General features: G+C 57.8%; 26 protein-coding genes, 3 tRNA genes and 1 pseudogene. 15 read left to right on the forward strand and 15 right to left on the reverse strand.

The features are described 5' to 3' along the window. Positions 1 to 157: 157 nt before the first annotated feature. The gene (galU, locus tag AACY18_RS20355; RefSeq protein WP_105345983.1) at positions 158 to 997 is read right to left on the reverse strand and encodes a UTP--glucose-1-phosphate uridylyltransferase GalU; all 840 of its coding nucleotides are present in this window, start codon (positions 995 to 997) and stop codon (positions 158 to 160) included. Positions 998 to 1,254: 257 nt separating this feature from the next. On the opposite strand from galU, the gene AACY18_RS20360 reads away from it, so the two are divergent. Together AACY18_RS20360 and AACY18_RS20365 are read left to right on the forward strand one after the other, a co-directional pair. Next, on the forward strand, positions 1,255 to 1,440 hold the full coding sequence (locus AACY18_RS20360; protein WP_339433174.1) for a hypothetical protein: 186 nt from the start codon (positions 1,255 to 1,257) through the stop codon (positions 1,438 to 1,440). Positions 1,441 to 1,578: 138 nt separating this feature from the next. After that, a complete protein-coding gene (locus AACY18_RS20365; RefSeq protein ID WP_339433173.1) occupies positions 1,579 to 1,866 on the forward strand; it encodes a hypothetical protein in 288 nt (95 codons plus the stop codon). 3 nt (positions 1,867 to 1,869) lie between these two features. Here AACY18_RS20365 and AACY18_RS20370 read toward each other — a convergent pair whose 3' ends face one another. Together AACY18_RS20370 and AACY18_RS20375 are read right to left on the reverse strand one after the other, a co-directional pair. Then, positions 1,870 to 2,100 carry a hypothetical protein gene (locus tag AACY18_RS20370; protein WP_150602362.1) on the reverse strand — a complete coding sequence of 77 codons (231 nt, stop codon included), beginning with the start codon at positions 2,098 to 2,100 and terminating at the stop codon, positions 1,870 to 1,872. A 71-nt stretch (positions 2,101 to 2,171) separates the two neighbouring features. Further along, entirely contained in the window at positions 2,172 to 2,528 is a 357-nt protein-coding gene (locus AACY18_RS20375; protein ID WP_221729749.1) for a hypothetical protein, read from the reverse strand. A 210-nt stretch (positions 2,529 to 2,738) separates the two neighbouring features. Here AACY18_RS20375 and AACY18_RS20380 point away from each other — a divergent pair, with 210 nt between their 5' ends. The 4 genes from AACY18_RS20380 (at position 2,739) to ada (ending at position 5,112) form a co-directional block, all read left to right on the forward strand. Further along, complete coding sequence (locus tag AACY18_RS20380; protein ID WP_007946189.1) at positions 2,739 to 3,041, forward strand: DUF1883 domain-containing protein; 303 nt, start codon at positions 2,739 to 2,741, stop codon at positions 3,039 to 3,041. 28 nt (positions 3,042 to 3,069) lie between these two features. Then, positions 3,070 to 3,243: a hypothetical protein gene (locus AACY18_RS20385; RefSeq protein WP_339433172.1), complete on the forward strand. Its 174-nt coding sequence runs from the start codon at positions 3,070 to 3,072 to the stop codon at positions 3,241 to 3,243. A 49-nt stretch (positions 3,244 to 3,292) separates the two neighbouring features. Next, a complete protein-coding gene (alkB, locus tag AACY18_RS20390) occupies positions 3,293 to 3,958 on the forward strand; it encodes a DNA oxidative demethylase AlkB (protein ID WP_339465960.1) in 666 nt (221 codons plus the stop codon). Between the two features lie 86 nt (positions 3,959 to 4,044). Then, positions 4,045 to 5,112, forward strand: coding sequence for a bifunctional DNA-binding transcriptional regulator/O6-methylguanine-DNA methyltransferase Ada (gene ada / locus AACY18_RS20395; protein WP_339465902.1), 1,068 nt, complete (start codon positions 4,045 to 4,047; stop codon positions 5,110 to 5,112). Here ada and AACY18_RS20400 read toward each other — a convergent pair. Continuing rightward, positions 5,109 to 5,567, reverse strand: a complete 459-nt coding sequence (locus AACY18_RS20400; RefSeq protein ID WP_339465904.1) for a GyrI-like domain-containing protein — start codon at positions 5,565 to 5,567, stop codon at positions 5,109 to 5,111. The genes ada and AACY18_RS20400 overlap by 4 nt on opposite strands. Before the next feature lie 62 nt (positions 5,568 to 5,629). After that, positions 5,630 to 6,613: an acrylyl-CoA reductase (NADPH) gene (gene acuI, locus AACY18_RS20405; RefSeq protein ID WP_339465905.1), complete on the reverse strand. Its 984-nt coding sequence runs from the start codon at positions 6,611 to 6,613 to the stop codon at positions 5,630 to 5,632. 218 nt (positions 6,614 to 6,831) lie between these two features. On the opposite strand from acuI, the gene AACY18_RS20410 reads away from it, so the two are divergent. The 9 genes from AACY18_RS20410 (at position 6,832) to AACY18_RS20450 (ending at position 14,675) form a co-directional block, all read left to right on the forward strand. Further along, positions 6,832 to 7,896, forward strand: coding sequence for an NAD(P)H-dependent flavin oxidoreductase (locus AACY18_RS20410; RefSeq protein ID WP_339465907.1), 1,065 nt, complete (start codon positions 6,832 to 6,834; stop codon positions 7,894 to 7,896). A gap of 155 nt (positions 7,897 to 8,051) precedes the next feature. Further along, positions 8,052 to 8,819: a molybdate ABC transporter substrate-binding protein gene (modA, locus tag AACY18_RS20415; protein WP_339465908.1), complete on the forward strand. Its 768-nt coding sequence runs from the start codon at positions 8,052 to 8,054 to the stop codon at positions 8,817 to 8,819. Next, entirely contained in the window at positions 8,820 to 9,500 is a 681-nt protein-coding gene (gene modB / locus AACY18_RS20420; protein ID WP_339433167.1) for a molybdate ABC transporter permease subunit, read from the forward strand. A 3-nt stretch (positions 9,501 to 9,503) separates the two neighbouring features. After that, positions 9,504 to 10,583: a molybdenum ABC transporter ATP-binding protein gene (gene modC, locus AACY18_RS20425; RefSeq protein WP_339433166.1), complete on the forward strand. Its 1,080-nt coding sequence runs from the start codon at positions 9,504 to 9,506 to the stop codon at positions 10,581 to 10,583. 71 nt (positions 10,584 to 10,654) lie between these two features. Further along, complete coding sequence (locus tag AACY18_RS20430; protein ID WP_339465909.1) at positions 10,655 to 11,692, forward strand: DNA topoisomerase IB; 1,038 nt, start codon at positions 10,655 to 10,657, stop codon at positions 11,690 to 11,692. A gap of 145 nt (positions 11,693 to 11,837) precedes the next feature. Continuing rightward, positions 11,838 to 13,475: an ABC-F family ATP-binding cassette domain-containing protein gene (locus tag AACY18_RS20435; protein ID WP_339465911.1), complete on the forward strand. Its 1,638-nt coding sequence runs from the start codon at positions 11,838 to 11,840 to the stop codon at positions 13,473 to 13,475. A gap of 71 nt (positions 13,476 to 13,546) precedes the next feature. Beyond that, positions 13,547 to 13,777 (forward strand): hypothetical protein, encoded by a 231-nt coding sequence (locus tag AACY18_RS20440; RefSeq protein ID WP_339433163.1) that lies wholly within the window; start codon positions 13,547 to 13,549, stop codon positions 13,775 to 13,777. Between the two features lie 121 nt (positions 13,778 to 13,898). Further along, positions 13,899 to 14,129, forward strand: a complete 231-nt coding sequence (locus AACY18_RS20445; protein WP_221729737.1) for a hypothetical protein — start codon at positions 13,899 to 13,901, stop codon at positions 14,127 to 14,129. Positions 14,130 to 14,390: 261 nt separating this feature from the next. Next, positions 14,391 to 14,675 (forward strand): hypothetical protein, encoded by a 285-nt coding sequence (locus tag AACY18_RS20450; protein ID WP_339465912.1) that lies wholly within the window; start codon positions 14,391 to 14,393, stop codon positions 14,673 to 14,675. A gap of 107 nt (positions 14,676 to 14,782) precedes the next feature. Here the strand turns inward: AACY18_RS20450 and AACY18_RS20455 are convergent, their stop codons facing one another. From AACY18_RS20455 to gacA, 10 genes and pseudogenes are all read right to left on the reverse strand, one after another. Further along, positions 14,783 to 15,232: a fimbria/pilus outer membrane usher protein gene (locus AACY18_RS20455; protein WP_445261502.1), complete on the reverse strand. Its 450-nt coding sequence runs from the start codon at positions 15,230 to 15,232 to the stop codon at positions 14,783 to 14,785. Between the two features lie 39 nt (positions 15,233 to 15,271). Next, positions 15,272 to 15,768: pseudogene (locus AACY18_RS28190) on the reverse strand (FimD/PapC N-terminal domain-containing protein); the annotation flags it as partial. Between the two features lie 75 nt (positions 15,769 to 15,843). After that, a complete protein-coding gene (locus AACY18_RS20465; RefSeq protein ID WP_339465916.1) occupies positions 15,844 to 16,584 on the reverse strand; it encodes a fimbrial biogenesis chaperone in 741 nt (246 codons plus the stop codon). Between the two features lie 92 nt (positions 16,585 to 16,676). Then, on the reverse strand, positions 16,677 to 17,066 hold the full coding sequence (locus tag AACY18_RS20470; protein WP_339433160.1) for a fimbrial protein: 390 nt from the start codon (positions 17,064 to 17,066) through the stop codon (positions 16,677 to 16,679). A 418-nt stretch (positions 17,067 to 17,484) separates the two neighbouring features. Then, positions 17,485 to 17,571 (reverse strand) — tRNA-Leu (locus AACY18_RS20475). A gap of 164 nt (positions 17,572 to 17,735) precedes the next feature. Further along, positions 17,736 to 17,809, reverse strand: a tRNA-Cys gene (locus AACY18_RS20480). Positions 17,810 to 17,853: 44 nt separating this feature from the next. Beyond that, positions 17,854 to 17,929: transfer RNA gene (locus AACY18_RS20485), tRNA-Gly, on the reverse strand. 60 nt (positions 17,930 to 17,989) lie between these two features. Further along, complete coding sequence (pgsA, locus tag AACY18_RS20490; RefSeq protein WP_339465917.1) at positions 17,990 to 18,550, reverse strand: CDP-diacylglycerol--glycerol-3-phosphate 3-phosphatidyltransferase; 561 nt, start codon at positions 18,548 to 18,550, stop codon at positions 17,990 to 17,992. A 32-nt stretch (positions 18,551 to 18,582) separates the two neighbouring features. After that, the gene (uvrC, locus tag AACY18_RS20495; RefSeq protein ID WP_339465918.1) at positions 18,583 to 20,406 is read right to left on the reverse strand and encodes an excinuclease ABC subunit UvrC; all 1,824 of its coding nucleotides are present in this window, start codon (positions 20,404 to 20,406) and stop codon (positions 18,583 to 18,585) included. Between the two features lie 2 nt (positions 20,407 to 20,408). Next, positions 20,409 to 21,050 carry a response regulator transcription factor GacA gene (gene gacA, locus AACY18_RS20500; protein WP_016984198.1) on the reverse strand — a complete coding sequence of 214 codons (642 nt, stop codon included), beginning with the start codon at positions 21,048 to 21,050 and terminating at the stop codon, positions 20,409 to 20,411. Between the last annotated feature and the right edge of the window lie 24 nt (positions 21,051 to 21,074).

Genomic DNA, 21,074 nt, shown 5'->3' on the forward strand with positions numbered 1-21,074 from the left:
AGGCTGGTCTGGCTGCGAGACTCTCCTTGGATGTAAGCCATAACGAAAAATGCTCCGTATCTTTCGATACGGAGCATTTTCATTGAGCGCTGCGCAGATTGCTAGGTTTTCACACAGTCTGCGAAGGTGGCTTTTCGTACAGACCGATCAAACGCTATCAGTAAGCCTTGCCAGTCTTGTAGAAGTTTTCAAAGCAGAAGTTCGTCGCGTCGATGTAGCCCTCAGCGCCACCGCAGTCGAAACGCTTGCCTTTGAACTTGTAGGCCATTACGCAGCCGTTCTGGGCTTGTTTCATCAAAGCATCGGTGATCTGAATTTCGCCACCCTTGCCTGGCTCGGTTTGCTCGATCAGGTCGAAGATGTCCGGAGTCAGGATGTAACGACCGATGATCGCCAGGTTCGACGGAGCGTCTTCCGGCTTTGGCTTCTCGACCATGCTGTGAACGCGGTAGATGTCGTCGCGAATCATCTCGCCGGAGATCACGCCGTACTTGTTGGTTTCTTGCGGATCGACTTCCTGGATGGCCACGATCGAGCAGCGGAACTGCTTGTACAACTTGACCATCTGGGTCAGTACGCCGTCGCCTTCAAGGTTGACACACAGGTCGTCCGCCAGCACCACGGCAAACGGTTCGTCGCCAATCAGCGGGCGACCGGTGAGGATCGCGTGGCCCAGACCTTTCATTTCGGTCTGACGAGTGTAGGAGAACGAGCACTCGTCCAGCAATTTGCGGATGCCGACCAGGTATTTTTCCTTGTCGGTGCCTTTGATCTGGTTTTCCAGCTCGTAACTGATGTCGAAGTGGTCTTCCAGAGCGCGCTTGCCACGACCGGTAACGATCGAAATTTCCGTCAGGCCAGCGTCCAGAGCTTCTTCAACGCCGTACTGGATCAGTGGCTTGTTTACCACCGGCAGCATTTCTTTAGGCATGGCTTTAGTCGCTGGCAGGAAGCGAGTACCGTAACCGGCTGCTGGGAACAAGCATTTCTTGATCATATAAGTCCTTGAAAGGGCTGTGTGTACGAGTTTCGGCGCAGTCTAATCAGGCGGCGTGCACCTTACAATGCCCCGCACTGGCTAACCGATGCCATCATAGAGAAATATTCTCGCCGATAGTTCCATCGGCATCTTGCGTAGCCAGATCAGCGTAGCTCAAAGATGCCGACAAGCCGAATCACCATACGCTCATCGCCCCCCAATGCGAGCATTTGCCGGTATCATGGCGCCTTTGAACCAGCGAACGAGACAGATAGATGGCCGCGGTAAAAATCATCAACGGGTACGTGATCGACAAGAAAGACGGCAAGTGGAATCTGACCACCACCAATGGCGAACACATCGCTGGGCCTTTCGACAGTGAACAACTGGCGACTGATGTCGCGTCGGTGTTCACGGACACTCCCGCATCGGCGAAGCGCCGTGGCAAAGATCAGGACTGATCTGCTGCGCCCTCCCCCGGAGCCCTGCCCTTGCGCAGGGCTTTTTTGTGCTCGCCTGCAAACAAGTGGCCTATCGCTATAACCTTTTCATACCAGCGCTGTCAGAGCGTCTAGTCCCCCTCGTTAAAGACGACAAATATGAACCTGAACAGCTTTTTGCCACTGATTGCGGTACTGGCCCTGACCGGTTGTGCCACCTCCCAAACCACTTACCTGAACAACGGCGAACAGGGCCTGACCATCGAGTGCTCCGGCGAAGCCAATTCCTGGGCCACTTGCTATGAAAAGGCCGATGCCTCCTGTGCGGGCACCGGGTATCGCATCGTCGGTACGGACGGCACGCCAGCTTCGAAGGAAAGCGACAAGACATTGGGTATCGATGTCGGCAACTACAAAAACCGCAGCGTGGTAGTGGTCTGCAAATAGACCTTACATGTGGATTTCGGCGAACTTGATCCCGAGTCCGCGTACAACTTCGATCAGATCGTCGAGCCGATTGAAAGACTCGACTTCGTCGTTATCGTCCACCAGGAAATAACTGCGCCCAGCGCTTTTCTTGAAAAACACGATCCACTCGCCCGAATTCGCCGGGTTCTGAATTACATGGGTGGCAGAGATCAGGCCCTCTGCGTGGCGCTCTCGTACTTGCTCTCGCTTCATCGCAACTCCAGAAATGAAAATGCCGTCACAGCATGACTGTGACGGCATTGATGCTGATGACCCGTAGTCTATCAGCCGGAAATACACGCGTTGGCAGCGTTACGCACATCACGTGGGCGCACGGGTACATTGGACATGCGCTCGTGCAGCTTGATGCTGCTGCCGCCGGAGCGATCTTCGATGTCAAACACGGCCGCCGCGCCCGTGGACAATTTCCCGGGAACGATGACTCGAACCCCATCCTTGTGCGCCTGCACTTGCAGCGCGCCACGGCTATCGGCCAGTTTTTCGGCCAGGCATTGAGCGTACTCATGGGGCTTCTTGCCGGAGATCACGCTCATGGTCGGCAGTGTTTCATTGATTTCGGAAACACTTGCGCAACCACCTACAGCCAAAACCAACGGCAGACACACCACACCCCACTTCATACAAAACCTCCGTTAAAGACCGTCCGACAGCACAAATGCCGTTTTTCTCCGAGGTCTCTTGCATTTAACCCGCATCCAATCGCGAATATGTGTTCAAAATTGTCAATCCAACGCCCGACGGCCAGATAATAACCCGTGCGGGCTGATAAACTGCGCCCATTAACAAGCTATCGTTTTGATTTTGTAGAAAAAGCCCTTCCGGAGGCGCCCATGAAATTTATTCACCAGCGCGAGCACCTCAACGAAGACGACATCGTCGTCATCCAATGCTCGCAAACCTGCAACATCCGTCTGATGAACGACGCCAACTTTCGCAGCTTTAAAAATGGTGGTCGCCACACCTATCACGGCGGCGCTTTCGACACCTTCCCGGCCCGCATTACGGCGCCGAGCACCGGTTTCTGGAACATCACCATCGACACCGTCAACCGTCGCCCAATCAGCGTTACCCGCAAGCCGACGCTGACTCACTCGATCAAGATCATCCGCCGCTCCAGCACCAAACTCAGCTGAGCTGCCCCACCCTTTCAGGCAGGTAAACATGACCGTGGCCCAAACGACCAAATACGTCATCAAGTACAAACTCAACGGTGAGCGGCGCTTCGAGTTCGCTCAACTGGAAAACGGTACAGAAGAAGAAGCCAAGGCAGCGCTGAGTGCAATTCACGACCAGGCTGACGTAGTCAGCGATATCGCCGTCAGCAAAGCGCTGTAACCTTTCGCCAGAATTCGACCGCTAGCGTCCACGACACTTTGTGACCCGCATGCAACCGAGCCATTTTGATCTATTCGCCGATCACGAACCTGAGCAGCAACCCCGCGCCGAGCAGATCGGCGAGCAATCGTGGTTGCTGCGTGGGTTTGCCCTGCCCATAGTCGATCAACTGTTACCGGTATTGGCCGCGATTCTGGCGGCAGCGCCATTGCGCCACATGGTCACACCGGGCGGTTTCAGCATGTCGGTGGGCACCAGCAGTTGCGGGCACCTGGGCTGGATCACCGATCGCAGCGGCTATCGCTATTCAAGCGTCGACCCACTCAGCGGCCAGCCCTGGCCGGACATGCCCTTGATATTGTCCGACCTTGCGCACTGCGCCGCCGAGCGTGCGGGATTTGCCGACTTTTACCCGGACTCCTGCCTGATCAACCAATATGTCCCCGGCGCCAAGATGTCATTGCATCAAGACAAAGACGAAAGAGCCTACGCTGCGCCGATCGTTTCTTTGTCGCTAGGGTTGCCGGCCATGTTTCTGTTCGGCGGTTTCAACCGTAACGACAGGAGCCGGCGAATCCCTCTGCTGCACGGTGATATGGTGATCTGGGGTGGCGTTGATCGATTGCGCTTTCACGGTGTATTGCCGATCAAAGAGGGTCGGCATTCACGGCTGGGTGAACAACGGGTCAATCTGACTTTTCGTGTTGCTGGATAAGCTGCAAAATTTGACCGCAAGGCCCGGAGTGTTACGTCCAGCGTCGCCGGGTAACCTGAATCAAACAGGTCAATGGATTAACCACCATGAAAACGCTTTCGAGCACGATCAACGTCGAAAACGATCCACGCTGGGCCGCAGTCGTAGCGCGGGACCCACGGGCGGACGGAGAGTTTGTCTATGCGGTGAAAACCACCGGCATCTACTGCCGTCCCAGCAGCCTTGCACGGTTGCCGAAACCCCAGAATGTCGAGTTTTTCGCCACGGCCGAACAAGCCGAGGCGGCGGGATATCGGCCGAGTAAACGCGCCAGCAAGGATCAAAGCGACGTGGCCGCGCAGCATGCGACGACTGTGGCATTGGCCTGTCGCCAGATTGAAACCGCCGAAACGCTGCCATCGCTCAACGTGCTTGCTGAAACGGCTGGGTTGAGCCCGTTTCATTTTCATCGCGTCTTCAAAGCGGCAACGGGTCTGACACCCAAGGGTTACGCGACTGCTCACCGCTCGCGCAAAGTGCGCCAACGCTTGGCGGACGGCGACTCGGTGACCGATGCGCTGTACGACGCAGGTTTCAACTCCAACAGTCGCTTCTATGAGTCAGCCGATCAGGTATTAGGCATGAAACCCGGCGACTACCGCGCCGCCGGGCAGAACAACGACATTCGCTTCGCCGTGGGCCAATGCTCGCTCGGCGCGATTCTGGTGGCGCAAAGCGAGCGCGGCGTCTGCGCGATTCTGTTGGGCGACGATCCTCACCAACTGGTGTGTGATTTACAGGATCAGTTCCGCAAGGCGAACCTGATTGGCGCGGATTGCGGATTTGAACAACTGATCGCCAAAGTCGTAGGCTTTATCGAGGCTCCGGCTATAGGCCTGGATCTGCCGCTGGATGTGCGGGGCACGGCGTTTCAGGAACGGGTGTGGCAGGCGCTACGGGAAATCCCGCTTGGCAGCACTGCCAGTTACGCCGACATTGCCCAGCGCATCGGCGCGCCAACCTCGATGCGTGCCGTGGCTCAAGCATGCGGCGCCAACCGCTTGGCAGTGGCGATCCCCTGCCACCGCGTGGTGCGCAGCGATGGCAATCTTTCAGGCTATCGCTGGGGTGTCGAACGCAAACGACAATTGCTTGAACGCGAAACGCAGCCTTAGCGGAGTCCGATGTAAATCGATACTGATTCGGGGCTGGTATAGGCCTCGAAATCGGTGGCGAATCGACGCTGGATCTGCGGATTGGCTTCGAAATAAGCCCAGACCCGCCCCCATGCAGCAATGACCGCATCAGGTAACGAACCCTGCCCCTCGAAAACCAGATACTCCCCCCCCTCTATCCGGACGGTTTCAAAATCTCTCGCCGGCTGCTCCACGGCGACGCCGGCAGTGACATCAAACTTGCCCGAAGCATCAGACTCGTAACCCGAATACACCCCATAAACCGGAGAGGTGGTTGGCTTGCCCGGAATGACTGTCGCCAAATTCCCGCCCTGAAACTGCCCCCACATCGGGCCAATTTTCGCGGTCTCGGCACTAGTCCCTGCGGCGTTTTCGGTGCGCACACGCAAGCCAGAGACCAGAAACTGATCGACGTATTGCTTTTTTAGATCCATCGAAATTGCCACTCCCTTTATTAGAAATGCGGCCCCACAGAGCCGCGATGGCGCTTACTTTGTCATCGGTTGACGTCAACCACAACCCGCCCGCGAAGTTGTCCGGCCAGCAGTTTCGGCGCCGCATCGATGGCTTCGCTCAAGGCGATTTCATGGCTGATCAAGGGCAGCAAGGCAAAGTCCAGATCCTTGGCCAGGCGATCCCATGCTTCCAGTCGACGCACTTTGGGCTGGGTCACACTGTTGATCCCGGCCAGGGTTACACCGCGCAAAATGAACGGTGCCACCGAGGCCGGAAAGTCCATGCCCTGGGCCAAACCGCACGCAGCGACCGTGCCTTCAGAGCGCGTGCTGGCGCAGGCATTCGCCAATGTGTGGCTGCCGACCGAGTCGATCACTCCCGCCCAACGCTCCTTGGCCAGTGGTTTGCCCGGCTCGGACAGGGTTGCACGGTCGATGATTTCGCTTGCGCCTAACTGTTTCAGATATTCGTGCTCAGACACCCGCCCCGTGGACGCCACCACCTGATAACCGAGCTTGCTCAGCAACGCGATAGCAAAACTGCCAACGCCACCATTGGCGCCAGTGACCAGCACCTCGCCCTGCTGCGGCGTCACGCCGTTACGCTCCAGCGCCATAATGCACAACATTGCCGTGTAACCTGCCGTGCCAATGGCCATGGCTTGCGCGGCGCTAAAGGCTTTGGGCAACGGAATCAGCCAGTCCCCCTTGAGTCGCGCTTTCTGCGCCAGTCCGCCCCAATGGCCTTCGCCCACACCCCAGCCATTGAGCAGTACCTGATCGCCCACTTTATAGTCCGGGTGCGAACTGAACTCGACCGTGCCTGCCAGATCGATACCCGGCACCATCGGGAACTTGCGCACCACCGGGCCGTTGCCGGTGATCGCCAGCCCGTCCTTGAAATTGAGCGTGCTGTACGCAACGTTTACGGTCACATCGCCTTCGGGCAAGTGCTCTTCGTTGATCTGCTGCAGGTTGGCGCGATAACCGCTGTCGTCTTTGTCGATCAGAATACCGTTGAACATGATGGCCTCTCATGGATGGATTTAGGGTTGTCGTAGCCTTCAAATACCACATCTCGGAGCGTTGCCACACACGACTTTCTGCCAATTCGCGCATCGGTCACCACCCGCGCTGAGCGACTGCGCTGCGCGATGTTCTGAATTTCAGAGTGGCCCTGAGTCCGGTTTTGCTGTTAAAAAAACCGGCCTTGCCCCGTTTCATCGTTCGGAGAGCCGTGCCCATGAGCCAATGGCCAGATACCCGCATTATCAATTTGCTCGGCACTGCATGGCCGATCATCCAAGGCCCGATGGCCGGCGCCACGAATTCATCCATGGTGATCGCCGTGTGCAACGCCGGTGGCCTTGGCTCGATGCCAGCGGCAATGCTGAGCATTGAGCAATTGCGTGAAGCGCTGAAAACGATTCGCCAGCACACCGACAAACCTTTCAACGTGAATTTCTTCTGTCATCAGCCACCCGCCGTCGATGAGCAACGCGCGCGCGACTGGAAGCACCGGCTGGAGCCGTACTACCGCGAACTGGGCGTCGACTTCGATGCGCCAACACCGGTGTCCAACCGGGCGCCGTTCGATGCGGCAGCGTGCGAAGTGCTGGAGGAGTTCCGGCCTGAGGTGGTGAGCTTCCACTTTGGCCTGCCGGAAAAATCCTTGCTGGATCGGGTGAAAGCCACCGGGGCGAAAATACTGTCTTCGGCCACCACCGTCGATGAAGCCCTCTGGCTGGAGCAGAACGGTTGTGACGCGATCATCGCCATGGGCTACGAGGCCGGTGGACATCGCGGGATGTTTCTCAGCGAAGATCTGAACACCCAGGTCGGCACCTTCGCCCTGGTGCCGCAGGTGGTCGACGCGGTGAAGGTGCCGGTGATTGCCGCCGGTGGGATCGCCGACGCTCGTGGCGTGGCGGCGGCGTTTATGCTGGGCGCATCTGCGGTTCAGGTGGGCACCGCGTACCTGTTTACCCCGGAAGCTAACGTCAGCGCCGCGCATCACAGGGCTCTGCGCACCGCCAAAGAAAGCGAAACCGCCGTCACCAACATTTTTACCGGGCGCCCGGCCCGCGGCATTCTCAACCGCGTCATGCGTGAACTGGGGCCGATGTCGCCCACAGCGCCAGCCTTTCCGTTGGCCGGTGGTGCACTGATGCCACTGCGGGCCAAAGATGAGGCGCAGTTCGCCAACCTCTGGGCTGGCCAGGCTTTTACTCTGGGGCAGGACGTCAGCAGTGCCGAACTGACTCGGCAACTCGCCGAAGGGGCGTTGACCAAACTGGCTCATCGGTGAAGAAGATCAGGGTGATGAACGCAAGTCCTCACCCTGTTTTTCACCTGCACTTTCCGTTTGGCGGCAATTCGCTATATATTTCGCTATATAGCGTTTCTACTCATTGCAACGGCGCAATAGCTACCCTCTGCACACGCCTACAACGGAGCTGTTACATGATCACTCGTGCCTCACGTTTAGTCCCTGCCTGCCTGGCCTCTTTGCTCGCGGTTTTCGCCATCGGCGCAGTCCAGGCTGATGAAGTCCAGGTTGCCGTCGCCGCCAACTTCACCGCGCCGATCAAGGCCATTGCCGCCGACTTCGAAAGAGACACCGGGCACAAACTGGTCGCCGCCTACGGCGCTACAGGCCAGCTCTACACTCAGATCAAGAACGGCGCTCCCTTCGAAGTGTTCCTCTCGGCGGACGACACCACACCGGAAAAACTTGAGAACGAAGGCGAAATCGTCAAGGGATCGCGCTTCACTTATGCCATCGGCACACTCGCGCTGTGGTCGGCCAAAGAAGGATATGTCGACGCCAAAGGCGATGTGCTGAAGAACAACGAATACCAGCATCTGTCCATCGCCAACCCCAAAACGGCACCCTATGGCCTCGCCGCTACACAAGTGTTGGCAACGTTGAAACTGGGCGAAGCCACCCAGGCCAAGATCGTTGAAGGCCAGAACATTACTCAGGCTTACCAGTTCGTCTCCACGGGTAATGCCGAACTGGGCTTCGTTGCGCTGTCACAGATCTACAAGGACGGCAAAGTCAGCAGCGGTTCAGCGTGGATTGTTCCGGCCACCATGCACGACCCGATCAAACAGGACGCAGTGATCTTGAACAAAGGCAAAAACAACGCTGCCGCCCAAGCCCTGGTTGACTACCTCAAAGGCCCGAAAGCCGCCGCGATCATCAAATCGTACGGTTATCAGCTCTAAATGTCGCTCTCGAGTGCCGACTTCGCGGCGATCTGGCTGACCCTGAAACTGGCGTCCCTGACCACCGCGATCCTGCTGGTTGTCGGCACTCCGATTGCCCTGTGGTTGTCGCGCACCCGTTCGTGGCTGCGCGGCCCGATCGGAGCAATCGTCGCCCTGCCCCTTGTGCTGCCGCCGACCGTGATCGGCTTCTATCTGCTATTGCTGATGGGGCCGCACGGTGTTGTCGGCCAGTTCACCCAATGGCTAGGGCTCGGCACGCTGACGTTCAGTTTCACGGGGCTGGTGATCGGTTCGGTGATCTACTCCATGCCGTTCGTGGTGCAACCGTTGCAAAACGCGTTCTGCGCCATTGGCACTCGCCCGCTGGAAGTAGCCGCGACCTTGCGTGCTAATCCGTGGGACACTTTTTTCAGCGTGATTGTGCCGCTGGCCCGCCCCGGCTTTATCACCGCGGCGATCCTCGGCTTCGCACATACCGTCGGTGAATTCGGCGTCGTGCTGATGATTGGCGGCAACATCCCCGACAAGACTCGCGTGGTCTCGGTGCAAATCTACGACCACGTCGAAGCGATGGAATACGCCCAGGCCCACTGGCTGGCCGGCGCGATGCTGGTGTTCTCGTTTCTGGTGTTGCTGGCGCTCTATTCCAGCCGCAAAACCCGCGCTGGCTGGAGCTGACCGATGATTGATGCACGCCTGAAAGTCGCTTATCCCGGCTTCAATCTGGACGTCGACCTGCATTTGCCGGGGCGCGGCGTCACCGCGCTGTACGGTCATTCCGGCTCGGGTAAAACCACCTGCCTGCGCTGCATCGCCGGGCTGGAACGTGCAGAGCAAGGCTTCATCCGCATCAACGACGAAGTCTGGCACGACAGCGACAACGGCATTTTCGTGGCGCCGCACAAACGCGCACTGGGTTATGTGTTTCAAGAGGCCAGCCTGTTTCCACACCTGTCGGTGCAGGCCAATCTGCAATTTGGTCTCAAGCGCATCGCCAAATCCGCACGCCGGGTCGACATGGCACAAGCCACCGAACTGCTGGGTATCGGCCACTTGCTTGGGCGTCATCCGCAGCATTTATCGGGCGGCGAACGCCAGCGCGTCGGTATCGCCCGTGCGCTGCTGACCAGTCCGAAACTGCTGCTGATGGACGAACCACTCGCCGCGCTCGACAGCCAACGCAAAAGCGAAATCCTGCCCTACCTGCAACGCCTGCACGACGAACTGGATATTCCGGTGCTGTACGTCAGTCATGCGCAGGACGAGGTTGCGCGCCTGGCCGATCACTTGGTATTGCTCAGCGACGGCAAGGCATTGGCCAGCGGCCCGATCGGGGAAACGCTCGCTCGCCTGGACTTGCCGATGGCGATGGGCGATGACGCAGGCGTGATCATTGAAGGGCTGGTCAGCGCCTACGATGCGCAATATCAGTTGCTCAGCCTGCAACTGCCGGCGACCGATATGAGCATTCGCGTAGCACACGCACCAATGGCCATCGGCCAAGCCCTGCGCTGCAAGGTGCACGCGCGCGACATCAGCCTGGCCCTGCAAAACAGCGAGTTCAGCAGCATTCTCAATCGGCTGCCGGTGACGGTGGTCCGCGAGCTGGCCGCAGACAACACCGCCCATGTGCTCATCCGTCTCGACGCTGGGGGCACTGCGTTAGTGGCGCGCATTACGCGATTTTCCCGGGATCAATTGGGCGTGCATCCGGGCCAGCAGCTCTGGGCGCAGATCAAAGCGGTCGCCGTACTCGCGTAAATCATTGGCACGACGGCTTCAGTGCGCGGTCAATCGTTTTACCGACCGCTGCGCCATCCAAGGAAGCTGCCATGCCCGATACCGAGTTGACCGACGCTCTGCCCTGCGACCTTCATTACGTCGACGACACACAGCCCGGCATCACCCGCAAAAAACTGCGCGCCAGGTTCAGCTATTTCGAGCCCTCGGGCCAGCGCATCACCGATCCCGATGAGATCAAGCGCCTCAACGCCCTCGCCGTGCCGCCAGCCTATACCGATGTGTGGATCTGCCCTGACCCGCGCGGCCATTTGCAAGCTACCGGTCGTGATGCCCGGGGTCGTAAGCAATACCGCTATCACCCGCGCTGGCGTGAAGTGCGCGATGCCGACAAATACTCGCGGCTGCGTGAGTTCGGCCTGGCACTGCCAAAACTGCGCAAACAACTGGAAGCGCTGTTGGCCGCTCCCGGCTTCAGCCGCGACAAGGTCATGGCCACCGTGATCACGTTGCTCGACGCAACGTTGATCCGGGTCGGCAACACGCAGTACGCCCGGGACAATCGCTCCTACGGTTTGACCACCCTGCGCAGTCGCCATGTCGAGGTCAACGGCAACGCGATCCTGTTCCAGTTTCGCGGCAAGAACGGCATCGAACACCAGATCACCGTCAAGGACAGACGCTTGGCACGCGTCATCAAGCGCTGCCTGGAGATTCCCGGGCAAAACCTGTTTCAGTATCTGGATGAGCAGGGCGAACGGCACACCGTGAGTTCCTCCGACATCAACGCGTACCTGCAAACCCTGACCGGCGCCGAGTTCACCGCCAAGGACTACCGCACCTGGGCAGGCAGTGCCTTGGCATTGGCGGTGTTACGCGAGCTGCAATGGGAGTCAGAAACCGAAGCGAAACGGCATGTCGTGGAGATGGTGAAAGGCGTCGCCAAACAGTTGGGCAACACCCCGGCGGTGTGCCGCAAGTGTTACATCCATCCCGCTGTGGTGGAAAAATTCATGCTCGGCGCTCTCGCTGAACTGCCGCGCCCACGCGTGCGCAAGGGCTTGCGAACCGAGGAAGTAGCGTTGGCGATGTTTCTCGAACGAATGGGCGATATGACGCACGCAACTTGATCGACTGGGCAGCGCCATCTAGGCTATCGACCTTTCCATTTCTCAGGACGACCGCAGACGTGAACAACCTGGCCTTCTAAAAATGTAAGCGCGGCACGCCGTTCTCGGTGTTTGTCAGTTTTCACGACATTTTTTGGAGGTGCCGATGGCTCACGTCTCGCGTACGTCTGCACTCGCCTCCCTGAATCAACTGAATTTTCAGTTCGCCAATGGCGAGATGATTTTTAACGCACTGAATTTGCAATTCGATCATCTGCCGACCGCCGTCGTCGGGCGCAACGGTGTCGGCAAAAGCGTGCTCGCGCGGCTGATTACCGGGCAGCTAGAGCCTACCGCCGGCAGCGTGACGTGTTCAGTTTCGGTGCGCTACGTCCCTCAAACCTTCACTTCCATGCCCGGTCAGACTGTTGCCGATGCTACGGGCACAGCGCGAGCACTCGCAGCACTGGTGCGACTCGAGCAGGGCAGCGCCAGTGCCGAGGATTTTGACCTCATCGGCGAAGGGTGGGATCTGCCGGAGCGCTTGCGTCAGCGACTTGATGAGGCCGGGCTGCCCAACATCGGCACGTACGATCTGACTGACAATCTCAGCGGTGGCCAGCAAGCCCGAATCGCGCTGATCGGCGCGCTGTTGAGTCAGGCGCAATTGTTGGTGCTGGACGAACCGACCAATCATCTCGACCACGCGGGCCGGCAATGGCTGATGCGTGAACTCGAACGCTGGCGCGGTGGCTTGATTGTCGTCAGCCATGACCGGCAATTACTCGAGCAGATGCGGCGAATCGTCGAAGTCACACCAGTCGGTGTGACAACCTTCAGCGGCAACTATTCAGCGTATTCCGAACAGCGTCGAGTGCATCAAGCAGCCGCGCAAGCACAGCTTGATCAAGCTCGAAACGAACGCCAGCGCGAGCGTTCTCGGCTGCGGCATGAGCACGACACGATCCAGCGTCATGCCGCTTGCAGCCGTCGCCATGCGCAAACTGCCAACATGGCGAGCTTCGAGCGAAGTGCGGCGAAGGCGGCTGCGAGAGAAATCATGGGGCGTGTACGGGCCGGTCATCTGTTAAGTAAATCCGAACTGGATACCAGAGTGCGTGACGCCTACACGAACGTTGCGCCCGACGACGGTATTCTGATCCATTTGCCGGGGAGCGCTGTTCCGAGTACTCGCCAGATCTGCACACTCGTCGAGGCCTGCTTGCCGTGGCTGCCGGTCGATGCGCCTTCAACCTGGCTGAACCTGAGCCTCCACGGGCCGATGCGCGTTGCCGTCAGCGGTCCAAACGGGTGTGGCAAATCCATCCTGCTGAAAATGCTCGCCGGTGAGTTAACACCTGAGTTCGGTGACTGCACCACCCACGTGCCTAGCGCCTTCCTCGATCAACACCTGACGCAGCTGGATAATCGCATGAGCATTGTTGAGCAGCTCAAAGCGCAGCGAACACCCTTGGACGAGGGCACCTTGCGCAGCTACCTGGCGCACCTGCAATTGAACGCGCAGTGTGTCACCCGCCCCTGTGCCTCACTCAGTGGCGGTGAGCGCCTGAAAGCGGCCCTTGCATTGGCACTGTGGCGCCAGACGCCCGCGCAATTGCTGCTGCTCGATGAGCCAACCAACCATCTCGATCTGCCCTGCGTAGAAGCCTTCGAACAAGCCTTAAAGACCTTTCCCGGCTCAATTGTCGCGATTTCCCACGACCAAGCGTTTCTCCGAGCGTTAAACCCCACTCATTGGCTGACCTGGGGGCCCACAGGTTGGCGCTGGCAACCGACGAGCTGAACTGTCTATTTTTTGCACGATAGCCAAGGCCTTCTATAGTTGATGTGACACGAATCAGCTGCGGTGACGCCATGGAAGACATTTTCGTCGTGAAGCGCTGCAACAAGATCATCATTCACGGTCGACGCGCCGAAGACAGCCAGCATGATCCAGCCGAAGCCTTGGGCTGGTTTCGCATCTGCGATACGCGCACAGGCGGCTTCATCGGTGATGGCTACGACGCCGAGGAGGACGCATGGCGCGAATGCAAGCGGCTCAATGCAGTCAGTTCGCCCATACCGGCCCGACAGTCTTCGGCCTGATGCTGATCAAATGCGGGTCTATACTGAAACCTGCTGAAGGAGCAGCGCCCCAATGGCAGAAAGCTCGCAACTCGCGGGCTTTTTGCTGCCGCTCAGCGGTTTCATAGAACGGAGGTGTTTCATGTCCGAAAAAGAGTCCATCACCACCCTCCTCACCCTGCTCGACGCCCGGCAAGCACGCCTCGCAGCGGCTTGCAAAGAGATCGCCGACTGGGTCGATCACCAAGGCGGACACCCGACCGCGCTGCGCATCCGTGATCGCCTGAACGATATCGAAAAGGACGCGCCGCTGATTCGCAACACGCTGTCGGCGCTCAAGCCAATCGATCGGCCACTGCCTCGATTCAAATAGCGCCAGCAGTCATTGTTTCGGGCCTTATCAGCGGTGGCACATGCCTCACAGGATTGTCGCCTGCCCGGTATTTACGGGCCTGCGGCGCTCGCGCTTACTTTTCACATCGCCATCACATCAGTACGCTTAAAGTGAAATCACTCCTTTAGTACATACCTCTCTCACCCGCCCGCATGCGGGTGTTTTTTTGTCTGCTGCAGTCACCGAACGGCACCGGCTGTGGGCTGTCATAAACTGTACATGTCACGAAGGAGACGGCTCATGGTTATCCACTTCAACGTCGACGGGCATCTGGCCTGCGGTCATAAAGGTAAACATCTCACTGCGAGTCGAGAACTCAATCGAGTGAAGTGCCGTAGTTGCCGTAACACCGATGCCTACAAACAGGCCAGAAAAGACCACCGCAATGCGGCTCGACGCACTGCACGCCAAGCAAAAGTCTCCCACGGCGCAGCAAACTGGCGTGCGGAATGGATTGAGCGTCTGACAGCGATAGCAGGACTCCAGCGATTGCCTCGCGGATTTGCCGGGCAGGCATTCGTTTAGAGCGGCATAAAAAAACGGACTGATAAATATCAGCCCGTTTTTTACGGTGGTTATATAGAAGAGCGTTTTTTTTGTTTTGGCCGCACGGCCAACCAATAGCCTTTGGCTTAACGGTAAGTAACCGAAAAACTTGCATAGCCGTTTGCGCTGCCCGGTGTGGGCGTAGCCCCCTCTGCGGTCTGGATATATCGCGCCTTAAGCGGCGCTACCCCGGCGCGATAGAAATCGGCGCCCAACAGGCCACCATATAAGGTCAGATCGAACGGCAAGCCGTAAGCCAGTGAGGCCTGTGCAAACGGGATGCTGTCGAACACATCACCGGGCGTAAAACTCTCCCCCTGCGTCAAGGTGCCCTTGATCCAGGTCAGATCACGTTGCGCGTAGGTGTTGCCGCGCTGCCAATCACGCTCGCCGTCCTGATCCTGACGGAACGAAGAGCTGGAACGAAAGCGCCATTCCCCCAGGTTAAAACCACCGTTGCCGTAGAGGTTGTATTGGTTGCTGTTGCCACGAGCGTCACTTTGCGTCTGCGCAGCCGAGAGCTGATAGTTGAGCATACCGGCAGTGATCCCGCGATCCCATTCCTGAGGAGCAACATAACCAGCGGCATCGCGGCGCAAGGCGATCTGCGGCACGCTGATGTCCAACGCCAAGCGGTTGGCATCGAAACTCACTGACGCGCCCTCAATCAGCGCAGCCAGATCGATGCAATCGCTCAGTGCTTTTCCAGGCGTTTGGAACGCGTCCAGTTTGACCCCAAGCTCGGTCAAGAAGCCGGCCGTCAGACACGCACTTGAGCGCTCTGCTCATCCTTGACGAAGGTGATGTCACGTCGGTCGAAAAAGCTCTGATTCAAGCGAACGACCACCGGATAGGTGCCCGGCCCAATGCTACCGCTGTTGGCGACAGCGTCCAGATCAAGGTTCGGACCAGCATGGGTGCCGCCAAATGACTGCATGAAGCTGGAGTCAAATTTCGCCGGCTCGTTAGCGTGCACCCACCCTGGCACCAACGCCGCCAGGATGGCGACGGACAACCGCAGCGGAGTAAAAGGCACAGACAGGCAGTCAAGATTCGGGGCATGGGTTCGCATGACAATACTCAATACGCTGCCGCCACGCGGCCGAGGCAGCGTGCAGAGACATTCGCAAGGAAAAGGACGAGAGCGTTATGGGGCGCTGGTCAGGGTCACTGTCTGAGGTGGGCTGTAACCGCCGTAATCGTTGATCGCAGAGAACATCACCTCCCCGCTGCGACCACTGAAACCCGGCAGCGGATAGCGCTGACTACTCATAGGGGCGACCATTTTCGGTTCGTTGACTTCGACGAAATGTGTACCCGCAACGACTTTCACACCGAAAAACGAGACATGGAACGCCGAAGGGTTTTCAACCACCAGCACAGGCTTTCCCTGCTCTTGCGTGAGGCTCCAGCGCAGACGGTCAAGGGCGTCCAGCGGATTACCCTTGAGGTCGGCTGGTCGATAGAACAACTTGATCCGAGTACGCATAGCAATTTTCAGGGTGTTTTCGTCAGCGTTGCCGGCGACCGGAATTTCCTGGGCATTGAAATAGAACACCGATTCGCGATCCTTCGGCAGGTCGCCCGGGACCTTCTGAACCCTGACCATTTGCTCTTTGCGAGGGTCCAGACGAAACAGTGGCGGCGTCGCTACAAACGGTGTCGGCGTGGTGTTGTCGTCCGCTTCGGTGTTGATCCAGGTTTGCACCGCGTAAGGTTGAGATGTCGTGTTACTGACGCTGATGGAGGCATCACGCTTGTTGCCATCAAAGACGATTCGCGTGCCACCGAGCATCACACCGGCCTGGCTGATGCCACTGAGCAGCATGCTGCTTAACAAAAGGCTCGCTATCGCAGTCGTCTTGAAAGGGAAAACAAAATTTTGCATTTTGGTCATCCTCTTGTCGCTACGACCGTCGCGGCCGTAGCGAGGGGAAGGACAGCCAGAGCGCAGCGCCACTGGCTGTGCATCGACGGAACCTACTGGTAGTCGACGGTAAACGCAGCTTTGGCATTGGCCGGACCCGAGGTCGCGACGCCGGTAGCGATGTAGTTGGCGGTGAAGCGCAGTGGCTGAGTCAAATCCAGATAAGGAGAAGACTCCAGACCCAGTTGCAGGTCCTTGCCGGAGGCATCCTTGATCTGCACGGCAACGTTGGTAGCAACGCCAGCCTCCGGAACCAGACCGAGCCATTGCCCGCTCGCGCCAGCGTTACCGCTTAGGGACAGGAACTTGACCACAGCTTTTTTGCCAGCCACGTTGCAGCCAGGTGCCGTGGTGTTGATTTCACCATCAGCCGCCATTGCCGCCTGCGAGGCTGCACCGAGAACCAGAGCGAGAGTCAAACCTTTGAGGGCAAACTTTTTCATGATCACATCCAAATAATTGAGAAGTGTCTGCAAGCCTTCTCTCGGCCTTCAGACGGATCGACGGAGCCTGCCCGACGTCGGGTCAAGGCGTTTCGTCTGGGGCAATTATCGAGACACGGGGAGGATGCTGATGTAGGAGTTTTCCGTGCACTTGTAGGAATATTCCTAGCGGCGTCATCTCTCGTTTTTGCGAGGCGACTTCGGATGCGGAACTTTGCAGGAAGCAGGAAGCAGGAAGCAGGAAGCAGCGCAAGCTACCACTTGGACATATCGCCATGGCGATGAAGGATGATTACATCGGGGAACGGCTCAGAGCGAAAGTCATCACGAACTGGCACAGCGCGGAGCAGACTTCAAATTGCGGAGCGCAAACGATAAAGGCCTGCATGAGAAATCTCATGCAGGCCTTTGATATTCATGGTGCCCGAAGCCGGAATCGAACCGGCACGCCCTTACGAGCGGGGGATTTTAAGTCCCATGCGTCTACCAGTTTCGCCATTCGGGCGGTAGCGCGGTGTAGCTGATCTCTGCTCGTACAGCAGAGGGGGAAATATATACATCACTCCCCGGTGAAGCAAGTTCGCAAACACGAAATTCAAGACTAAATCTTGCCGCGGATTGCAAATAAAAAAGCTCCGTAAATCATGGATCTACGGAGCTTGTTTATAGTGGAGGCCGAGGTCGGAATCGAACCGGCGTAGGTGGATTTGCAATCCACTGCATAACCATTTTGCTACTCGGCCTCAAAGCATTTGCTGTCAGTAGCGAACAACAAACACGTACAAATTGGAGCGGGAAACGAGACTCGAACTCGCGACCCCGACCTTGGCAAGGTCGTGCTCTACCAACTGAGCTATTCCCGCTTGGTGATGCGCATTCTATAGAATTAAGAAGCTTCGTCAACCCCTTGATTCAAAAAAGTTTTATTTCTTTTCAACATCCGTCTTCAGGTGCGGCCAGGCGGCACGAAGGTATTGAATCATCGACCACAGCGTCAAGCCTGCGGACACCAACAGCAAGACGTAACCCAGAATGACCCAGAAAGTGAAGTCCTTGGGATTGGCCAGCAGGATCACCAACGCGAGCATTTGCGCGGCGGTTTTCCATTTGCCCAGGTTCGAAACTGCGACATGAGCGCGAGCACCGAGTTCGGCCATCCACTCACGCAGAGCAGAAACGACAATCTCGCGACCAATGATCACGGCGGCGGGCAGCGTGAGCCACAGATTGCCATGTTCTTGCACCAACAGCACCAGAGCCACCGCGACCATGAGTTTGTCAGCAACCGGATCCAGGAACGCTCCGAACGGAGTGCTTTGTTCCAGGCGGCGGGCCAGGTAACCATCCAGCCAGTCCGTCGCTGCCGCGAAGGCAAACACCGAGGCGGAGGCCATGTAACTCCATTCGTAAGGCAGATAAAACAGCAAAATAAAGATCGGGATAAGCAGGACGCGTAAAACGGTAATCAGATTAGGGATATTCATCGGCACAACTGGCTACGAGGTGAAGGGGCATTCTACTCGCTATGCAGGTTTGCATAAATCGACTCTGCGAGCTTTTTACTGATCCCCGGGGCTTTGGCGATCTCTTCGATGCTTGCACGAGACAGCTCCTGCAATCCACCAAAATGTTTCAATAAGTCGCGACGCCGGGTCGGTCCTACGCCGGCAACGCCTTCCAGGGTTGACGTACGGCGGGTTTTGCCGCGGCGAGCTCGGTGTCCGGTAATTGCGAAACGGTGGGCCTCATCGCGGATCTGCTGAATCAGGTGCAGCGCCGGCGAGTCGCCGCGTAGAGTGAACTCGTGCGCGGCATCATTCAGATACAACGTTTCGAAACCAGCCTTGCGAGTTGCGCCTTTGGCAACACCGAGCAAAATCAGGTCCGGCACGGCCAACTCGTTGAGGACGCCACGGGCCATCGATAACTGGCCTTTACCACCGTCGACCAACAAGATGTCCGGCAGCTTGCCCTCGCCATCCTTGAGTTTGCTGAAGCGTCGCGTCAAGGCCTGGTGCATGGCGGCATAGTCGTCACCCGCCGTGACGCCTTCAATGTTGTAGCGGCGGTAATCCGATTTGATCGCGCCTTCCGGGCCAAAGACCACACAGGAGGCGACCGTTGCCTCACCGCTGGAATGACTGATGTCGTAGCACTCCAGGCGCTGCGGAGGCTCATCGAGGTTTAACACTTGCGCCAGCGCTTCAAAACGCGCTGCCGTATGTTGACGATTGGCCAGACGCGCGCCCAACGCCTGCTCTGCGTTGGTAACGGCCAGTTGCTGCCAGCGCGCTCGGGTGCCACGCACCCTGTGGCTGATGGCCAATTCGCGGCCACGCAATCCATGAATCGCCTCGATCAGCGTCGGAAAGTCGTCGTGCACCACGTTCACGATCAGCTCGCTCGGCAAATCGCGCTCCGGGCTACTGATGAAGTATTGCCCGAGAAACGCTGCCATCACTTCAGAAACGTCCTCTTCGATCCCCACTTGCGGGAAGAAATTCTTGCTGCCTAACACGCGTCCGCCACGGACACTGATCAAATGCACGCAAGCGCCGCCCGGGTTGACGAAGGCGGCGATGACATCGATATCGCCCGTACCGCCTTCCATGCTCTGCTGATCCTGAACCCGACGCAGCAAAGCGATCTGATCACGCAACTCGGCAGCACGCTCGAATTCAAGATTGATCGCAGCCTCCTCCATCGCCGCAGACAGCTCATTGGTCAGCGCATGACTGCGCCCTTCGAGAAACATTACCGAGTGACGCACGTCCTGAGCATAGACATCAGGCTCAACCAGCCCGACACACGGCGCCTTGCAGCGCTTGATCTGATATTGCAGACACGGCCGGGTGCGGTTCTTGTAGTAGCTGTCTTCACATTGACGAACAAGAAACGTCTTTTGCAGCAAGCTCAGACTTTCGCGTATTGCACCGGCACTCGGATAAGGACCGAAATACTTGCCCTTGGCCTTTTTCGCCCCGCGATGGATGCTCAGACGCGGGAACTGTCCGTCAGACAGAAAGACATAAGGATAGGATTTGTCGTCGCGCAATAGGATGTTGTACGGCGGCCGCCACTCCTTGATCAGGGTCTGCTCAAGCAACAGCGCTTCAGTTTCGTTGGCGGTGATGGTCGTTTCGACCTGAGCAATACGCCCGACCAGCGCAGCCGTTTTTGGCGCCAGACCCGTTTTGCGAAAGTAGCTCGCCAGACGTTTCTTGAGGTTCTTGGCCTTGCCTACGTAGAGCAGACGCGCATCGCTGTCGAACATGCGATAGACGCCGGGGCGCCCACTGACGGTCGACAGAAAGGCGCCGGAATCGAATGTTTCAGTCATGGTCAGAGGCTGGCATCGACCATGCCGTGACGAACCGCCAACAGCGTCAACTCGACATCGCTGCTGATCGAAAGCTTCTCGAAAATGCGATAGCGATAGGTGTTCACGGTTTTCGGCGACAGACACAATTTGTCGGAAATGATCTGTACTTTCTGACAGCCAACAATCATCAACGCAATCTGAATCTCGCGCTCGGACAAGGCGTCGAAAGGCGAATCATTGGACGGCTGAAAGGATTTGATCGCCAATTGCTGTGCAATTTGCGGGCTGATATAGCGCTGGCCGGCAAAAACCAGGCGAATGGCCTGCACCATTTCCGGCAGCCCCGCGCCCTTGGTCAGATAACCCGCAGCGCCGGCCTGCAGCAATCGTGTAGGAAAAGGATCCTCTTCACACACCGTAACCGCGACCACCTTGATGTCAGGATGACTGCGCAGCAGTTTGCGCGTGGCTTCGAGGCCGCCGATGCCAGGCATCTTGACGTCCATCAGAACCACATCGGGCTTCAACTCTCGGGCCTTGATCAGGGATTCTTCCCCGGACTCGGCTTGGCCAACCACCTGCAGACCATCAATATCGGCCAGCATTCGTGTAATGCCTGTACGAACGAGATCATGGTCATCGACCACTAGCACCCTAATCAAGCAGACACCTCGCGATATGGTCTT

The organism is Pseudomonas sp. EA_65y_Pfl2_P74, assembly GCF_963970575.1.
Lineage (GTDB): Bacteria > Pseudomonadota > Gammaproteobacteria > Pseudomonadales > Pseudomonadaceae > Aquipseudomonas > Aquipseudomonas baetica_A.

What these genes read in the sequence shown, in the direction of transcription:
- AACY18_RS20400 (WP_339465904.1), bottom strand. Translation starts at nt 5,567, where the DNA reads ATGGATCTAAAAAAGCAATACGTCGATCAGTTTCTGGTCTCTGGCTTG.
- modC (WP_339433166.1), top strand. Translation starts at nt 9,504, where the DNA reads ATGATTGATGCACGCCTGAAAGTCGCTTATCCCGGCTTCAATCTGGAC.
- AACY18_RS20410 (WP_339465907.1), top strand. Translation starts at nt 6,832, where the DNA reads ATGAGCCAATGGCCAGATACCCGCATTATCAATTTGCTCGGCACTGCA.
- ada (WP_339465902.1), top strand. Translation starts at nt 4,045, where the DNA reads ATGAAAACGCTTTCGAGCACGATCAACGTCGAAAACGATCCACGCTGG.
- AACY18_RS20445 (WP_221729737.1), top strand. Translation starts at nt 13,899, where the DNA reads ATGTCCGAAAAAGAGTCCATCACCACCCTCCTCACCCTGCTCGACGCC.
- AACY18_RS20360 (WP_339433174.1), top strand. Translation starts at nt 1,255, where the DNA reads ATGGCCGCGGTAAAAATCATCAACGGGTACGTGATCGACAAGAAAGAC.
- AACY18_RS20440 (WP_339433163.1), top strand. Translation starts at nt 13,547, where the DNA reads ATGGAAGACATTTTCGTCGTGAAGCGCTGCAACAAGATCATCATTCAC.
- AACY18_RS20465 (WP_339465916.1), bottom strand. Translation starts at nt 16,584, where the DNA reads ATGCAAAATTTTGTTTTCCCTTTCAAGACGACTGCGATAGCGAGCCTT.
- AACY18_RS20365 (WP_339433173.1), top strand. Translation starts at nt 1,579, where the DNA reads ATGAACCTGAACAGCTTTTTGCCACTGATTGCGGTACTGGCCCTGACC.
- AACY18_RS20455 (WP_445261502.1), bottom strand. Translation starts at nt 15,232, where the DNA reads ATGCTCAACTATCAGCTCTCGGCTGCGCAGACGCAAAGTGACGCTCGT.
- AACY18_RS20470 (WP_339433160.1), bottom strand. Translation starts at nt 17,066, where the DNA reads ATGAAAAAGTTTGCCCTCAAAGGTTTGACTCTCGCTCTGGTTCTCGGT.
- AACY18_RS20430 (WP_339465909.1), top strand. Translation starts at nt 10,655, where the DNA reads ATGCCCGATACCGAGTTGACCGACGCTCTGCCCTGCGACCTTCATTAC.
- pgsA (WP_339465917.1), bottom strand. Translation starts at nt 18,550, where the DNA reads ATGAATATCCCTAATCTGATTACCGTTTTACGCGTCCTGCTTATCCCG.
- AACY18_RS20380 (WP_007946189.1), top strand. Translation starts at nt 2,739, where the DNA reads ATGAAATTTATTCACCAGCGCGAGCACCTCAACGAAGACGACATCGTC.
- galU (WP_105345983.1), bottom strand. Translation starts at nt 997, where the DNA reads ATGATCAAGAAATGCTTGTTCCCAGCAGCCGGTTACGGTACTCGCTTC.
- alkB (WP_339465960.1), top strand. Translation starts at nt 3,293, where the DNA reads ATGCAACCGAGCCATTTTGATCTATTCGCCGATCACGAACCTGAGCAG.
- acuI (WP_339465905.1), bottom strand. Translation starts at nt 6,613, where the DNA reads ATGTTCAACGGTATTCTGATCGACAAAGACGACAGCGGTTATCGCGCC.
- AACY18_RS20450 (WP_339465912.1), top strand. Translation starts at nt 14,391, where the DNA reads ATGGTTATCCACTTCAACGTCGACGGGCATCTGGCCTGCGGTCATAAA.
- AACY18_RS20370 (WP_150602362.1), bottom strand. Translation starts at nt 2,100, where the DNA reads ATGAAGCGAGAGCAAGTACGAGAGCGCCACGCAGAGGGCCTGATCTCT.
- AACY18_RS20435 (WP_339465911.1), top strand. Translation starts at nt 11,838, where the DNA reads ATGGCTCACGTCTCGCGTACGTCTGCACTCGCCTCCCTGAATCAACTG.
- modA (WP_339465908.1), top strand. Translation starts at nt 8,052, where the DNA reads ATGATCACTCGTGCCTCACGTTTAGTCCCTGCCTGCCTGGCCTCTTTG.
- AACY18_RS20375 (WP_221729749.1), bottom strand. Translation starts at nt 2,528, where the DNA reads ATGAAGTGGGGTGTGGTGTGTCTGCCGTTGGTTTTGGCTGTAGGTGGT.
- AACY18_RS20385 (WP_339433172.1), top strand. Translation starts at nt 3,070, where the DNA reads ATGACCGTGGCCCAAACGACCAAATACGTCATCAAGTACAAACTCAAC.
- modB (WP_339433167.1), top strand. Translation starts at nt 8,820, where the DNA reads ATGTCGCTCTCGAGTGCCGACTTCGCGGCGATCTGGCTGACCCTGAAA.
- uvrC (WP_339465918.1), bottom strand. Translation starts at nt 20,406, where the DNA reads ATGACTGAAACATTCGATTCCGGCGCCTTTCTGTCGACCGTCAGTGGG.